Raw genomic sequence first — 16,257 nt, 5'->3', positions numbered from 1 at the left:
ACATTGGCCGATTTCACTGAAATATCACAGCAAGACCTTAAAGATATTCTAACCAAACCAAAAACGCTATTGTTAGATGTACGGGAGGTGTGGGAATTCGCTGATTTTAATATAGGGGGCATTAATATTCCGCCACACGAAATCACTGAACGACTGGAAGAGTTAAGTAATTATGATACAATTGTGGTTGCTTGTTCAAATGGAACACGGAGTAGTATCGTAGCCAGGTTGCTTACAAAGAAACTACCAGCCAAAGATATTTTACACCTTGAAGAAGGAATTTTCTGATAAAAATCAATAAACAATTCAGAAACTGTTTATTGATTTTTATTTATAGGCTTAAAACTATTAATAGTCTCTTTCTTTTTTATTCAACCATTTGCCAACACCGTAAGAAAAAACTAACAGAACAACAAAAAATACTAGAGCAAGCCAAGTTGGATATTGATAACCGAACATAATCGTTTGAGTTTTAAGTTTCGACCTCACAAAAATACAACAAAAACCTATACGCAGGAGATAATGGCCGTAAAAAAACCAAAAAATTAAATTACTCTTCTCATAAACAGCCCTTATTTGTTTTTATAAAAACGCTTTAATTGCCATCGCAAACATAGCAAATACAACCAGCCAGCCTATTATTTGCAGAAAAACAGCGTGCTTATATGTGCCCATTAATCTTGCGTTTCTGCTCGCTAATAGAATGATAGCCAAACCAATAGGTAAAATAAAACCATTGAGCGTACCAACCCACACCAGTGTTTTTACAGGTTTGCCAATCAGTACAAAAACAATACTTGAAAAAACAATGAAGCCGATAATAATTGAGCGATGAAATTTTTCGAAGACCGGGTGAAAAGTGCGCAAAAATGAAACTGATGTATAGGCAGCCCCTACAACCGAAGTAATAGCCGCACACCAGATAACAATTCCAAAAATTTTGTATCCTATATTTCCTGCTGCACTCTGAAACACTGACCCCGCAGGATTGTTTTGGTTCAAGCTAAAACCGGTTGCAACTACACCTAAAGAGGCCAGAAACAGCAGATAACGCACAATGGCAGTTACCAGAATACCTCTGGTAGCACTCTTATTTATTTGTGGCAGATTCTCCTGCCCGCCCACACCGGCATCTATCAACCGATGCACCCCTGCAAACGTGATATACCCCCCTACCGTACCCCCAACAAGTGTAATAGTAGCTAAGGCATCAAATTTTTGTGGTATAAATGTGTGATGTATAGCATCAAAAACAGGAGGTTTTGCAACAAATACCACATATAAAATCAGGATAATCATTACAAAGCCTAAAATCTTGGCAAAGTTATCCATCACCTTTCCTGCTTCTTTCGAAACGAAAATACCAATGGCTATTACAGCACTTATGATAGCCCCTATTTTTACATCTACTCCGAAAAGTACCTCAAGACCTAAACCTGCACCTGCTACATTGCCAATATTAAAAGCCAAGCCTCCTATTACAATCAAAAAAGCCAGCAGATAGCCTAGGCCGGGCAGTAAGTCGTTAGCTAAATCCTGCGCTCTTTTATTACTTACGGCTAACACTCGCCAGATATTAAGCTGTGCGGCAATATCCAGCAGAATTGATAACAAAATAACAAAGCCAAAACTCGCAAACAGTTGCCCTGTAAAAACGGTTGTTTGAGTAAGGAAGCCCGGCCCTATTGCTGAGGTAGCCATCAGAAAGGCTGCCCCTGTAATAGCTCCTTTGTAGGTGTTTTTTTGCATTATCGGATAGTTCTATAGCGAAAGCCTGTTTAAAACTATTCTCTGTTCAGTAGTATCTTTTGGTAGCTTTTTGCAACAGAATAATAATTCAAACAGGCCTTTACTTATTTATTTATTATCTGAATATAAAACGCTACTCAACGCAACCACCTCCTGTTTTTGCAGTAAATATTGCATTACTTTCCGTTTTAAAGCCAGGTTGTAAAATAATAGCGTTCTTAGCATCAAAATAAATATTTGCTCCGGCTTCAATTCCACTTTTACCAGTAATAAGGTTCGCAGCTTTTAGGGTTTGCCGTCCACTAAGCGCTTCACTGTAAGTGGCACTTGATAAACATTTATAACTTGTTGCATCAAAACAAGCTTGTGTATTACTATAGAGAGCGTTTATCTGTCCGGGAGTCAATGCTCCTTTATAAATTTGCACATCATCAATTTTACCTATAACATGAGGGTTGTTATCAACATACCCATCACCTATTATTATTCTACGTGGATAACCATAAGAGGCTCCTTCATAACCAACATTTGATACAACATTAGCAATCAGATTATTATTTAAATATAAGTAAAGCTTCCCTATTGAACGAACAAAAATCATTGAATGCCATTGTCCGGGAGTGTAATTATTTAAGTCAAACTGATAGAAATCTAAGCCTAAATGACTCGATCCAGTAACCTGTATCGCATATTTCCCATCTGCTTTCTTTTTCAACAGAAAAATATTAGATGATAAATCCATTATTTTGAGTCCAGAGTTTAAAACCTGATCATTAGGAAAATTAAACCACATAGATATAGTAAATTCTAAATTCTCTACATTAAGTGCAGGCGTACTCTGAACATATGCGGCCTCACTAAAATTATAAGCTCTATTAGCAACTCCAAATCTATCAGTAGTTAAAGTAGCACCAGTGTTTGTGGCATTATTTATTCCTTTGGCATCGTTAGTATTTCCAGAAAAAGGGTAACAACTTACTAAACGAATAGGAACAGGTGTAACTGTAACTGTTGCACTACCACTTGAAGTACCATTCCCACAAAAATTCGATAAAGATGTAATAGTGTAAGTTGTATTTGTTACAGGAGCAACACCAACGGTTAATGGTGAAGTACTAGTTGTGCGACTTGTACCACCATTGAGTGCATAAGTCCAAGGAGCCTGACCTGTAAAGTTAATTGTAACGTTACCGAATTCACCTTCGTTAATGGCTGCAACTCCAGAAAGTGTTGCGGTAGCAGACTCTCTTATTTCAATTTCATCTGAAATATTACTAATGACAGGAGATGTATCAGAAGAGATCAATCTGACCCTGTACCTGGACCCTGCTGAGTAATAAGATGGAATTTTCCCAGTTAATGAAGTTGAATAACCAGAGCCTATTTCTACGGGATTCGCAAAACTTCCATCAGCATCTGATATCTGAATTTTCAGAGGGAATGTCAAATTTTGATGTAACGACCAATTAACAGTTAAGTTTGCACCTTTACACACATTTTTCGTTGAAATTGGCTCTAAACTTAATAACCTTAGACTTGAAACATCTACACAATTTGTTTGGTTATAAAGTGCTTCTACCTGAGAAATTTGAAGTGCTCTTCTATAAATTTTTATATCATCAATTTTACCACTAAAATAATTTATATTTGTAGAGTCTACTCCTTTACCAATATATGCTACATAATTATTCAATATCTGGTCAACCGCAGGCTGGTTTGTAGAACTCTTTAGAGCGCCATTTATATAATAACGAACTACATTACCTTGTCGGGTAACTACCAGATGGTACCAAGTAGATAAATCAAGGGCAGTGCCAAACTCATAATTACATTGACCTACACTACCACTGCAAGGTCTGGTATACCGTGCAACTCTATCACTGTTAATATTGAATCCATGTAAGTTCCCTAGCTCATGGCCTGACGGTGGCCCAATTGTAAATATATTAAAAGTATTTGAAGCAGAAGGAGCACTAGTTAAATTAACCCATGCTGATAGAGAATAATCACTTGTAGCACCAAGACCTGTAATTGGGAGTTTGATATAACCATCAACCCCATCAAAAGAATAAGCACTATTAGGATTACCAAAGCGATCGGTCGTCTGGCTAACCCCTCCATATAAAGTTCCGACGTTATTTCCTATTTGATCGTTCACGTCACCATCAAATGGGAAACATGAAGTTAAGTAAGGACCATTCTTCACCGTTATAGAAGTATTACTTCCTGTAGTACCTACTCCACACATATTTCGAATCGATGTAATAGTATATGTTGTACTTGTAGTAGGAGAAACAGGAATAGTGAATGACGAATTATCTGCGGTTTGAGTTGACCCATAATTTATCGCATAAGTCACTGGAGTAACTCCTGTAAAATTAATAGTCAGATTTGCAGATTGCCCAATACTTATAACTGATGGAGCAGTAATAGTTGCTTTTGGCCTTTTTTTAGTTGTAAAACTTGTGGACGGTTCACTTACAAAAGCTGGCGAATCACTAACAACTCTAACCTTATATTTATCACTAACAACCACAGATGTTGGAATTACACCAACAATTGGAGTATCAAACGTTGTTATTAATCTAGTTGGATTCGCAAAACTTCCAGTGCTATCCGATAACTCAAGTCTAAACCCGGTAGTTGAAGTAAAGTTTGCATTAAAAGAAACAGGTATATTTTCGCCCTCACAATAACTTGCTCTGATAGTGCCTAGCGTAATGTTAGGATTTACCGTAACAGTAGCGCTCTGTGTTGCAGTACCATTTCCACAAGCATTTTTAACTAATGTAACCGAATAAGTTGTAGTTCTTGTTGGTGAAACCGGCACTATTACAGGATTAATACTCGAAGTAAGGGTTGTCCCATTATTAATTCTATAAGTCCAGGGGCCACTTTCGGTAAAAGTAATTTTCAAGTTTACCGACCCTCCTATATTAATAGTTGTGTCTCCTGAAAATGCGGCAGTCGGCTTGGCTATTATAGTCAAATTGTTAAATTCAGGACTAGTGTAGGCAGGCGAAGTACTTACAATTCTGATTTTATAGGCTGTTCCACCCAGAGGATTACTTGGCATAGTTGCCGAAATTGGCGAACTTGTACCTGTTCCTATAATAGTTGGGTTCGCAAAGCTTCCGTTTACATCCGACAGTTCTACTTTAAAATTAGGATTAGGCGTATAATTTGTAGTGAATGGCACTGTAAACGCATGCCCCGGACAAAAAGTTTTAATACTTAATGTACCTAATGTTATATTAGGATTAACTGTAACAACAGCACTACCCGTTACTGTTCCGCTACCACAAGTATTAGAGACTGATGTAAGCGTATAGGTAGTAGTAGTAGTTGGAGAAACCGAAATTGTCAACGGATTAGTGCTTGTAGTCTGACTTGTCTGATTGTTAATAGAATATGTCCAAGGAGCCGTACCCGTAAAATTAATAACAAGGTTTGTACTCGAACCATAATTGATAGTTCCACTTCCTGATATAGTAGCTGTTGGCAATGCACCATTTATGTTAAGTGTAGCTGTTGTAAGACTGGTTACAGGGCTTGCGCCACTCGAAACAATTCGAACTCTATATGAGCTACTGTTTGATGCACTAGCAGGTATAGTTACTGAAATCGGGCTACTGATTCCGCTTCCTATAACAGTCGGGTTTGAAAAGTTTCCAGTCTGATCTGATAATTGTACTATAAAAGGAGAGCCCGAGGTAGGAGTAATATTGCTGGTTGTGTAACTTACGCTAACATTAGAACCTGCACAAACACTTGCAGAAGATAGTGATTTCACTAGAATAATTGATGAATTCTCAACTGTTGGGCAATTGCTTGTATTAGCAAATAGCGCAAACACTTCTTCATCGTTTAGTGCACCTTTATATAGCCTTACATCATCAATTTTTCCATTAAAAAAATTACTTGGATAAGAACTATTAGCCCCGATACGGCCGATATCAGACACTTTAAACGGGATATTATCTGCACTGTTGGTCACAGCCACCAGATTACCATTTACATATAATTTTAACTGTTGATAAGTTCTCACGGCTGTCAAGTGCACCCATTGATTAGCAGCCCATCCGGTAGTTGATGTAGCGTAGTAGCCCCCATTATTAGAATAAGAGAGAAATTGCCAGCCCCAATTAGTTAGAGCCAAGCCCTGAAATGTATTCGTACCAGTTTCTCCTTGCGATATTATATACTGTGTACCGCCTGAAATATTATTTGCTAAAACCCAAGCCGACATTGTGTATTCACGCTTGCGTAAAAGATTAGTGGTATACTCAATATAATCGCTGGTGCCATTAAATGTATAAGCAGCGTTTATTTGTCCATAACGGTTTTCTGTAGGCACTAAAGTACCATTAACAGTAGTAGTATTATTACCTTTCTGGTCAGTAGCGTTACCACTAAACGGCAAACAAGTTACATTTTGCTTGGTAAAATTAACTGTAACAGTAGCACTGGTATTTCCGTTTGGACTTACGTTTCCACAAACATTTTGGCTTGATGTTACCGCATAAGTAGTAGTTTGGTCAGGATTAACCGGAATAACCCAAGGACTTGTGGTAGCAACTCCACTTAACCCTGTTGATAAAACATAATTCCAAGGCCCTGTACCTGTAAAATTTAAAGAGACGTTTGCTGCTTGGCCATCGTTAATAGCTGTAGTGCCAGTAACATTGTAAGTAGAAGATTTATTAATATAGACATCAAAATTATTTATACTTACAATAGAGCCATATCTGATTCTGAGTTTATGATTACCGCCGGCCACTGTGTTAGGAACAACCACCGTTAAAGGCAAGAAATTAGAAGAACCGATTACTGTTGGGTTAGCAAAACTTCCATTTGCATCAGAAAGTTCTGCTATAAATGGAGTATCGTACTCAATAGTTAAATTGTTGGTAATACCACGTACAGTAAAAGTCACAGTAGTACAAATTAATGAGGTACTAATGCTCTGTACTGATATATAGGTATCTAAAAATATATCATTACAGCTTGTATTATCTTGAAGTAACAAAACTTCAGGCTCAATCAGAGAGTTTCTAAAAAACTTAATATCATCAATTTTCCCTTTAAAAAACTTATTATTAGCAAGACCTCCCCCTACTCTTCCAGCTAAAGGACTACTAAATGTAGATGTGCCAGATACATTGCTAGTACCTGTTAGCGCGCCATCAACATATATTTTTAACTGTCCTCCGGTTCTTACGCCTATCAGTAAATGCCAACCTGTATTAACAGTAGCCGTAGAATATACTTTTGCCTCATTTGAAGCAAATTTCCACGATGCGGCTCCATTATAATATTCTACTCCTAAATAATGCTCGTCGCTGCTTCCACCTAAGCTTAAAATCACTTGTTCTGTATTTGTACTAGTAGGCAAAGCATCTAATTTTACCCATGCCGCAAAAGCAAAGGTATTTTGATTAAGTTGATTTGCCGATAAACTCACATAGTCGTTTATTCCATCAAACTGCAAAGCTTTATTTGTCTCATTATTTCTATTAGTAGTAGTTGTTACGCCATTCTGCAACGAGCCGGTATTTATTCCTTTCGAATCAGTTACACTGCCATCTAATGGAAAACAAGATTGCATGGCAATATTTCTGTTTACCGAAATACCGACACTACCTGTACCGCTGTTGGTTCCGCAAAGGTTACTAACAGAGTTTATAGTATAGGTTTGAGAAGCCGTAGGGTAAACATTTATATTAATAGGCGAAGTATTTGCAGTTCCGATGGTTCCGTCAGACAATGTATAATTCCATGGACCACTTCCAGAGAAACTCAAAGTAAGAGTAGCCGCTTGGCCTTCATTAATCGTAGCACTTTCTCCGCTGATATTGGCAGTAGGTAATGAAGAACAATTAGGCAGATTTACCATTGCATAAGTAACCGAGCCGCCTGAGGGCTGAGAAATATAAATGGTAGTATTAGCATTTGAGTAATTCGTTACCAACATCAAATATTTCTGTCCTGCCTGAGCATTATTAATATAAAGGTCAGGGCGGCCTGTATCAAAATCGCAGGTTAAAGGCGAATTCTGAGTCGAAGCACAGGCATTAGCTACATCATTATTGATGATAGGCCCCCAAATTGCCGCATCTACATCATAGCCATACGAATTAGAAATATTAAAGTACAAGTTGCCGCCTGTATTAACAGTAATAACAAACCATGCCTGATTAGGCACAGAACCTAAGCAGCCATATTTTGCTCCTTCGGGGCCAACCAGGTATGAGTTATTGTTGACAGGAGCACTATACGAAAAAGCTGAACCTGTTGTATAATTATTGGGATCGTTGAACAAAGAACAACCAACTCGATAGTTGGCATCAGCAACCATATTTGGTAAAGGAGTGAGTGAGCGTTTTTGTTGGGCGTAGGTAGAGATAAAGCTTAAAATAAGCCAGAAGGGTAGCAGTTTTTTCATTAAAAGTCACAAATTAGTAGTAAACGTATATAGTTTTATAATAGTGGTAAAATACATACAAAAATACTTATTTTTTATATTCTCTTCTATACAAGTCAAATAATTAATAGTAGAATAATCCAAAAAATGGAAATTCATTTATAATAAAAAGCATCAGCTCTATATCAAATAAAAACAAAGGCGCAGCCACAGCCACGCCTCTATTCTTTATTTAATTTCCAGACTTTAATTACCCTTCATACTCTTCCAAAGGCGGACAAGCACAAATCAGGTTTCTATCGCCATAAGCCGAATCAATACGGCTTACAGTCGCCCAGAATTTATTAGCTTTTACATACGGCAACGGGAAAGCCGCTTTTTCTCTGGTATATTGTTTATCCCAGTTTTCGGCTAGTACTACTGCTGCAGTATGTGGTGCATTTTTCAATACATTATTAGCTTTATCAGCATTGCCTGCTTCTACTTCAGCTATTTCTTCTCTGATTGTAAGCATTGCATCGCAGAAACGGTCAAGTTCTGCTTTAGATTCTGATTCTGTTGGCTCAATCATCAAAGTTCCTGCAACTGGAAACGATAAAGTTGGCGCATGGAAGTTATAGTCCATCAGGCGTTTTGCAACGTCTTCTGCCTCTACACCTGCCGACGATTTGAACGGACGTAAATCTACAATCATTTCGTGTGCACAACGGCCGTTGCTTCCTGTATAAAGAATCGGGTATTTTTGTTCTAAACGAGCCTTAATATAGTTAGCATTCAGAATTGCATGTTTGGTAGCATTGGTTAAGCCTTCAGCGCCCATCATGGCAATATATGCATAAGAAATAGTAAGGATACTTGCACTACCATAAGGCCCTGCCGAAATAGCATGTACGCCATCATAGCCCGATACAGGTACTACTTTGTGGTTTGGTAAGAAAGGTACCAGGTGTTGTGCAACACCGATAGGCCCCATACCCGGCCCACCACCGCCATGAGGGATACAGAATGTTTTGTGCAAGTTAAGGTGACACACGTCAGCACCGATAGATGCCGGAGAGGTTAAACCTACCTGTGCATTCATATTGGCACCATCCATGTACACTTGTCCGCCATTACTATGAATAATCTCACAAATTTCTTTGATTGATTCTTCAAAAACACCGTGTGTTGATGGGTAAGTAGCCATCAGACACGATAATCTGTCGGCATATTGTTCTGCTTTGGCTTTCAGGTCTTCTACATCAATATTTCCTCTTTCGTCACATTTGGTTACAACCACCTGCATACCTGCCATAACAGCAGAAGCTGGATTAGTACCATGTGCCGACGATGGAATTAAAGCTATATTACGGTGTCCTTCTTCACGGCTTTCATGATACGCTCTAATAACCATTAAGCCTGCGTATTCGCCTTGTGCACCTGAGTTAGGCTGTAGCGACATACGAGCAAAACCTGTAATGGCACACAACCAATCATTTAATTCTTCAAACAATTGTTGGTAGCCTTGTGCCTGTTCTTGCGGAACAAATGGGTGCATTCTACCAAACTCAGGCCATGTTACCGGAATCATCTCGGCTGTGGCGTTGAGTTTCATAGTACAACTACCCAAAGAAATCATTGAGTGTACCAAAGATAAATCTTTGTTCTCAAGCGATTTCAAATAACGCAACATCTCGTGTTCGGTATGATAACTACTAAACACCGGATGTGTCATAAAAGCAGACGTACGATTCAGGCTTGGAGCAAAAACAATATCAATCTCCGATTTCAGGTTAATTGTTGTTTCTTTACCACTAGCTTCGGCAAAAATGCCAAGTAATTCTTCTACATCAGCCAAAGTTTTGGTTTCGTCGAAAGAGATACTTACGTTATATTGGTCAACATATCTGAAATTCACACCTTGTCTTTCAGCAATAGCACGAAGAGCTGCGCTGTCTTCAGTATGAATGGTAAGCGTGTCAAAATAATTTTGTGTCAATACCTGATAATCTAAACCTTCTACCGACTCGGCGAATAATCTGGTCAGGCCATGTACTTTAGCGGCAATGTTTTTTAAGCCTTGCGGGCCATGATAAACACCATAAGCCGCTGCCATTACCGATAACAACACCTGTGCAGTACAGATATTAGAAGTAGCTTTTTCACGGCGGATATGTTGCTCACGGGTTTGTAGTGCCATACGCAAAGCACGATTTCCGTGTGCATCAACCGATACACCAATGATACGACCCGGAATCTGACGTTTGAAAGACTCTTTGGTAGCAAAATAAGCAGCATGCGGCCCACCATAGCCCATTGGCACTCCTAAACGTTGAGCCGACCCAACTACTACATCCGCACCCATTTCACCTGGAGGGGTTAAAAGCGTAAGCGACAATAAATCGGCAGCTACAGCAACTGAAATACTCAATTCATGCGCCGAAGCAATAAGGTCTGTATAATCGTAAACCTCACCGTTTGTAGCCGGATACTGTAACAATACAGCATATATATCTTCTTGTGTAAGGTCAAAAGTTTCATGGTTGCCCACTACCACTCTTATACCCAGAGGTTTTGCACGGCCTAATACTACATCGATAGTTTGTGGATGGCAAAGCTCTGAAACAAAGAAAGTATTAGCGTTTTTCTTAGCCGCCGCACGCACACTGTGTAGCATTGTCATGGCCTCGGCAGCAGCAGTAGCTTCATCTAACAACGAAGCATTGGCAATTTCCATACCCGTAAGGTCGATAACCATCGTCTGGAAATTCAATAGCATCTCTAAACGTCCTTGTGCTATTTCGGCCTGATAAGGCGTGTAGGCAGTGTACCACGATGGGTTTTCAAGGATATTTCTCAGAACCACATTTGGTACCACAGTATCATAATAACCTGTACCAATATAAGATTTAAAGATTTTGTTTTTTTGTGCCAGTGCTTTAAAATCAGCAAGGAACTCAACTTCTGACTTCGCTTTTGGTAGATTTAAAGGAGCTTGCAGACGAATCTGCTCTGGAACTGTTTGATTGATGAGTGTGTCAAGCGAGTCGGCACCGATGGTTTTTAACATGACCTGCAGGTCGTTTTCGCTTTTGCCTTGATGGCGGCTTTCAAAGGATTCTTGAGTATTCAGATTGATTTTCATCGGGAAGTTAAAATGTGTTATTGAACGACCCGCCGAAGCGGTAAATGCCCTATTAGTTGTTACAACAAATAGTTCATTCCAGATTGTTCTGCAAATATAATAAAATTACAAAAGAGTTTTTGATACTATCAGGAAGAAAGACAGATAAATTTTATTTTAAATAAAATAAATACTAGTTTGTTTCACCTATTGTGTTTTATTTTTTAGATAAAATATCTATCAATTTAGTAGAGTACAGATAAAACACCTGTGAGTTGTTATGTCTGAGCTTTGATACCTACTTAATAAAAGTTCAGACAATATTCTATTTCATTAAACCTCTTACAAAATCATTATTTTGCAGATAACTTTCAAACATACTTTTGCCTTCGGGCACAGCCCCTTCAATCTGAATACAGCCCATATAACCTATTTCATCAATGCAACGCCTTACCTCTGCGAAATCGACCTTGCCTTTGCCTAGCAAAGAGCCGTTTTCTTTAAAATGAAATTCGCAAATCTGATTTTGTTTGCCAAGCCATCGCATTTCTTTATAGATATCATAACCCATTTGCTGCGAGTTAGCCACATCATAATAACACTTAATGGCCTTTGAGCCTACGGCATCTATTATTTTCATGTGTTCTTCGGCACTTAGCCAAGATTCTATACCCAATGTTATGCCTAACCGCTCCGCTTTAGGTGCTACCTGCCGGAATTTCCTGATTACGGCATCTTGCCCTTTAGGGTCATTTTTTAGGTCACCATTATAGAAAAAAGCCAGTAAAATAACCTTAACGCCTAATTCTTTGGCTACATCTATGCTATCAGACACCCATTCGTCGGTGCGGTCGTCTGATTTATAAGGAATGTTGTTCAACTCTCCTATCCCTAAACCCGTAAAACCTATCTTAAAAATATCGGCCAGTGCTTTGTATGCCTGCTGAACGTCTTTCTGGCGTAGATGCATATTGTTTTCGGCCGAGCCTAAACTTACCTGTACACCATCTAAACCTATACGCTTAGCCATTTCCATTGCGCCCAAATTTCCGGTATTGTTAATTGACCAATCGCAGGCACCAATACGAAACGAACCAGCAGTTGGTGATGAAGCGGCAAATAGTTCATTATGGAAAAAGGAGGCTATCATGCCTCCTCCTACTCCTTTGATAATATCTCGTCGGTTCATAGAATCTAATTAGTGAATTAGCGATTGAGTGAATGAGTGATTACTTTTCACGTGACGGCAAAATCACTCAATCACACACTCACTCAATCACTAAATTCTTATTTATATCCCCATTTGTTAATTATTTCAAGGTCTTCTTTTATAGAGTCTAATGGTGCTTTGCCTTGATACGACTCCTGCTCTATGATAAAATGCGTAGTGCCCCCCATTTTTCGGCCCATATCAATGATTTCTTTTACATTGATAATACCTGTACCCAACACCGCACTTTCGTATTTTTCGTTAGCCCCTGCTACGGCAATTTCGTCTTTTACGTGCATTGACTCAAAACGACCCGGATATTGTTTCAACAAGTCGGCTGCTCTGCCGCCACCACCATACATATTACCTATGTCTAATTGCTGAATTACCAGCTTAGGATCGGTATTCTGTAAAATGATGTCGTATACTTTTACGCTGCTGAGTTTCAAGCTAAATTCAAAATCGTGGTTATGGTAGCCAAATTTCATACCTGACTTCTGGCATAACTCACCCGATTTATTGAAAACTTCCATAAAACGCTTTAAGCCATCAAAGTCTTTGCGAAGGCTCACATCCAGCCAAGGGCTGATTACATATTTTTGTCCGCAGATAGCAGCATCTTCTACCGTTTGTTTCCAAAGGTCAGTAAATTCTCCTTTGGCTTCATCCCAGTGCTGTTTGCCCATTACGGTGTGCCCGCTTGGCATTTTCAAACCCATATCGTCTAGGATTTTCTTAAATTCAGTAGCCGAATAACCATAGAATTTACGGTTTACATAGTTGGCGTGTTCTACGTTTTTATACCCCATGTCGGCCACTTTTTTCAGTGTTCCGAGTGGGTCTTTCTGCATATCGGCACGCACAGAGTAAAGCTGCACGCCCACCATTTCTCCTTTCTTTTTTGCTGCAAATAAATCGTTAGATAAGGCCGTAGTGGCTGCAAGAGCCATTGCTCCTTTTTGCAAGAAGTCTCTTCGTTTCATAGTAATCTGATAGGTTTTTTAATAGATGTCGGTAATGTACGCTTGGTTGAATTTCAGCACATATCCAAATATATCATACGCTGAAATTAGCTTTAGCAACAACATCCAGGTATTAGTAATACATTTAAACACGCTTTTAAATTTACTATTTTATCATTGAATAGTTAAACAAAAAAGTAAAAAAAAATTACAAATAAGGCGAAACTACTGTTTTTAACGACAACACAAGGTCTTCATCCATAAACTGGTATTCGTCCGGAATATCCAGTACGATAATTTCTTTCTCATTAACGAGCTGCGGGAATTTTTGTTGAATACGCTGCTTGTGTTTTTTCTCCATCACAAAAACTATATCAGCCCAGTCCAACAACTTTTCAGTAAGCCTGATTCGCGCAGACGGCTCTGTACCTGCCGACTTTACTTGGTGCAATTCATGATTTTTAAAAATGGCTTCGGCCGTAGGGCTACGCCATTGGTTGCGGCTGCATATAAAAAGTAAATTCATAACATTAAAATAAATGTGTAGTAAGTAAGTAATAATTACGATATTTCGCTAAGAATTTCGCTTACATCAAATGGCCTTGCTAACAAAATTTGTAAAACCTGATGCATCAATTGCCGACTTTGTAGAGAGTTTCTGGCTGCTACACAACCAATCGGCACAAGACAAAGAGGTAGTTATAGTACCTGACGGGCGCATTGATTTATTCTTATCAAAATCGGCAACAGAACCTTTTCATATAACGCTACTGGGACTTGAAACCGAACCTACACAGGCCACCATTGCTCCCGACTTATTGACTTTTGCAATCAGTTTCAAACCACTAGCTAGCGAGTATGTGCTCAAGCATACAGTAGCTCATTTATTAGATAGTGCATCAACACTCCCATCTGATTTCTGGGATTTCAACGCAAACGACCTAAATGATTTTACTGAATTCTGTGAGAAAGCCAGCAATGCAATACATACCCGATTGAAAGAAAAAATAGATGAACGAAAGATAAAGCTATTTAAACTCATTTATGAATCAAACGGAGCCATGAGTGTGCAAGAGCTATCGGACAATGTGTATTGGACAAGCCGACAGATAAACCGCTATTTTACCCAGCAATATGGGCTTTCGCTAAAGGCTTATTGTAATATTCTGCGCTTCAGAGCAGCATTTAAGCAGATTAAAGAAGGCAAGTTGTTTCCTGAGCAGAATTTTGCTGACCAGTCGCACTTTATCCGTGAAATCAAAAAATTATCAGGAGTAGCCCCTAAAGAATTTCTGCGCAATAAAAACGACCGATTTATCCAATTATCGACCCTGCCTGAACAGTAATTTTGTGCCATAAATCAATTATGGTATGTTAATACAAGATAAAAAAATAGCTATTGTAGGCGGCGGCCCTGGAGGACTAACACTCGCCAGACTTTTAACATTGAAAGGTGCGGATGTAAAAGTTTATGAACGTGACGTAAATAAAGCAGTAAGGGTACAAGGTGCTACACTCGACCTACACGAAGAATCAGGCTTAGAGGCAATTCGTAGAGCGGGTCTACTAGAGATTTTTTATGCCAACCACAGACCCGATGCAGGTAAATTAAGAATATTGGACAAAGATGGTAACATAAGAATGGACGACCATGAAGAAGGAAGCCATGGCGAACATCGCCCCGAAATAGACCGTGGCCCGCTGCGCAAAATACTTTTAGATTCTTTAAAAGATGACACCGTTGTCTGGGACTCTCATTTCCTTTCAATGGAAAAGCAAGGCGATGGCTGGCTTCTGCATTTTAAAAACGGTACATCTGCTTATGCTGACATTGTGATTGCTGCCGATGGTGCTAATTCAAAAATACGCCCTTATATCAATACTATTAAGCCAATTTATTCGGGCATTACTATAGTAGAAGGAAATTTATACAATGCTGCTATCAATGCCCCAAAACTGTATGATTTAGTAAAAGGAGGTAAGGTATTTGCTTTTGGCGATGAACAATCCTTGATTTTAAGTGCCAAAGGTGATGGTAGTTTATCGTTTTATACAGGTTGTAAAGTTGCAGAGAATTGGGTAACAAAAAGCGGTATTGATTTCGCTGATAAAGCACAAGTATTTGAATGGTTTAAGCAAGCTTTTGGCACTTGGAACAGCCAATGGCAAGAATTATTTAAGAGTGATGAAATCTGGTTTGTGCCTCGCCCACAATACCATTATCCTTTAGACCAAAAATGGGAGGCACTCCCCAACATCACTATGCTTGGTGATGCTGCCCACCGTATGCCGCCTTACGCAGGCGAAGGCGTAAACATGGCTATGCAAGACGCCTACGAACTAGCCGATTGCCTAACTAATAAGGCTTTCACTTCTATTAAGGAGGCCATAGCTGCTTACGAAAAACAAATGCTACTGCGGGCATCAGCTATTACACAACATACTTTAAATTCTACTGAAATGCTTCATTCTGATGATGCGATTGGCAAGATGCTTCAGCTTTTTAGCAAAGCATAAAAATAGCATAAGTTTGTATGCAATCCCTTTGTTGTAGCCCAGCAAAGGGATTATATTTTTAGAGAATTTCTATCTAGCGGTATCATTTTAAAAACGCTCCGATTAACGAAGAAATAAACAGCTTTTGTATTGTTTATACCTTTCATATTATTTAGTTTTATAATTCATTTCCGGCCAAACTTCAAAAAACTTATTGTCCGATTTCGGTTGCTATCTACAATCATAGTATCCGGCATAAGTTATTAAAAATCACTCTAAAAGTTAGCTTAACTTTTGGGTACAGTTATTTTGT

The 16,257-nt window shown here is 38.8% G+C and carries 9 protein-coding genes; 3 read left to right on the top strand and 6 right to left on the bottom strand.

The genetic code is table 11. The features are described 5' to 3' along the window. Window positions 1-3: 3 nt before the first annotated feature. Window positions 4-288 (top strand): rhodanese-like domain-containing protein, encoded by a 285-nt coding sequence (locus WAE64_RS17200; RefSeq protein ID WP_340238694.1) that lies wholly within the window; start codon window positions 4-6, stop codon window positions 286-288. A gap of 294 nt (window positions 289-582) precedes the next feature. On the opposite strand, the gene WAE64_RS17195 is transcribed toward WAE64_RS17200, so the two are convergent. The 6 genes from WAE64_RS17195 to WAE64_RS17170 all read right to left on the bottom strand — a co-directional run bounded on the left by WAE64_RS17195 (window position 583) and on the right by WAE64_RS17170 (window position 13,974). Further along, window positions 583-1,749, bottom strand: coding sequence for an NRAMP family divalent metal transporter (locus WAE64_RS17195; RefSeq protein WP_340238692.1), 1,167 nt, complete (start codon window positions 1,747-1,749; stop codon window positions 583-585). A gap of 133 nt (window positions 1,750-1,882) precedes the next feature. Beyond that, window positions 1,883-8,194 (bottom strand): LamG-like jellyroll fold domain-containing protein, encoded by a 6,312-nt coding sequence (locus tag WAE64_RS17190; RefSeq protein WP_340238690.1) that lies wholly within the window; start codon window positions 8,192-8,194, stop codon window positions 1,883-1,885. Between the two features lie 229 nt (window positions 8,195-8,423). Further along, window positions 8,424-11,297 (bottom strand): aminomethyl-transferring glycine dehydrogenase, encoded by a 2,874-nt coding sequence (gene gcvP, locus WAE64_RS17185; RefSeq protein WP_340238688.1) that lies wholly within the window; start codon window positions 11,295-11,297, stop codon window positions 8,424-8,426. A gap of 304 nt (window positions 11,298-11,601) precedes the next feature. Further along, entirely contained in the window at window positions 11,602-12,465 is an 864-nt protein-coding gene (locus tag WAE64_RS17180; protein WP_340238685.1) for a sugar phosphate isomerase/epimerase family protein, read from the bottom strand. 98 nt (window positions 12,466-12,563) lie between these two features. Continuing rightward, window positions 12,564-13,469 (bottom strand): sugar phosphate isomerase/epimerase family protein, encoded by a 906-nt coding sequence (locus WAE64_RS17175; RefSeq protein ID WP_340238683.1) that lies wholly within the window; start codon window positions 13,467-13,469, stop codon window positions 12,564-12,566. A gap of 187 nt (window positions 13,470-13,656) precedes the next feature. Beyond that, entirely contained in the window at window positions 13,657-13,974 is a 318-nt protein-coding gene (locus WAE64_RS17170) for a low molecular weight protein tyrosine phosphatase family protein (protein ID WP_340238681.1), read from the bottom strand. Window positions 13,975-14,044: 70 nt separating this feature from the next. Between WAE64_RS17170 and WAE64_RS17165 the strand changes: the two genes are divergently transcribed. Then, complete coding sequence (locus WAE64_RS17165) at window positions 14,045-14,794, top strand: helix-turn-helix domain-containing protein (RefSeq protein WP_340238680.1); 750 nt, start codon at window positions 14,045-14,047, stop codon at window positions 14,792-14,794. A 25-nt stretch (window positions 14,795-14,819) separates the two neighbouring features. After that, window positions 14,820-15,965 carry an FAD-dependent oxidoreductase gene (locus tag WAE64_RS17160; RefSeq protein WP_340238679.1) on the top strand — a complete coding sequence of 382 codons (1,146 nt, stop codon included), beginning with the start codon at window positions 14,820-14,822 and terminating at the stop codon, window positions 15,963-15,965. Window positions 15,966-16,257: the final 292 nt, after the last annotated feature.

Origin of the sequence: Emticicia soli, from assembly GCF_037860775.1 — a bacterium.
Taxonomy (GTDB): domain Bacteria; phylum Bacteroidota; class Bacteroidia; order Cytophagales; family Spirosomataceae; genus Emticicia; species Emticicia soli.
The sequence above is the reverse complement of the archived record's forward strand: the minus strand, read 5'-3'. Positions and strand labels throughout refer to the sequence as shown.

Excerpts from the sequence above, each read along its gene's own strand:
- WAE64_RS17195 (WP_340238692.1), bottom strand. The coding sequence starts at position 1,749 with ATGCAAAAAAACACCTACAAAGGAGCTATTACAGGGGCAGCCTTTCTG.
- WAE64_RS17190 (WP_340238690.1), bottom strand. The coding sequence starts at position 8,194 with ATGAAAAAACTGCTACCCTTCTGGCTTATTTTAAGCTTTATCTCTACC.
- gcvP (WP_340238688.1), bottom strand. The coding sequence starts at position 11,297 with ATGAAAATCAATCTGAATACTCAAGAATCCTTTGAAAGCCGCCATCAA.
- WAE64_RS17180 (WP_340238685.1), bottom strand. The coding sequence starts at position 12,465 with ATGAACCGACGAGATATTATCAAAGGAGTAGGAGGAGGCATGATAGCC.
- WAE64_RS17175 (WP_340238683.1), bottom strand. The coding sequence starts at position 13,469 with ATGAAACGAAGAGACTTCTTGCAAAAAGGAGCAATGGCTCTTGCAGCC.
- WAE64_RS17170 (WP_340238681.1), bottom strand. The coding sequence starts at position 13,974 with ATGAATTTACTTTTTATATGCAGCCGCAACCAATGGCGTAGCCCTACG.
- WAE64_RS17165 (WP_340238680.1), top strand. The coding sequence starts at position 14,045 with ATGGCCTTGCTAACAAAATTTGTAAAACCTGATGCATCAATTGCCGAC.
- WAE64_RS17160 (WP_340238679.1), top strand. The coding sequence starts at position 14,820 with ATGTTAATACAAGATAAAAAAATAGCTATTGTAGGCGGCGGCCCTGGA.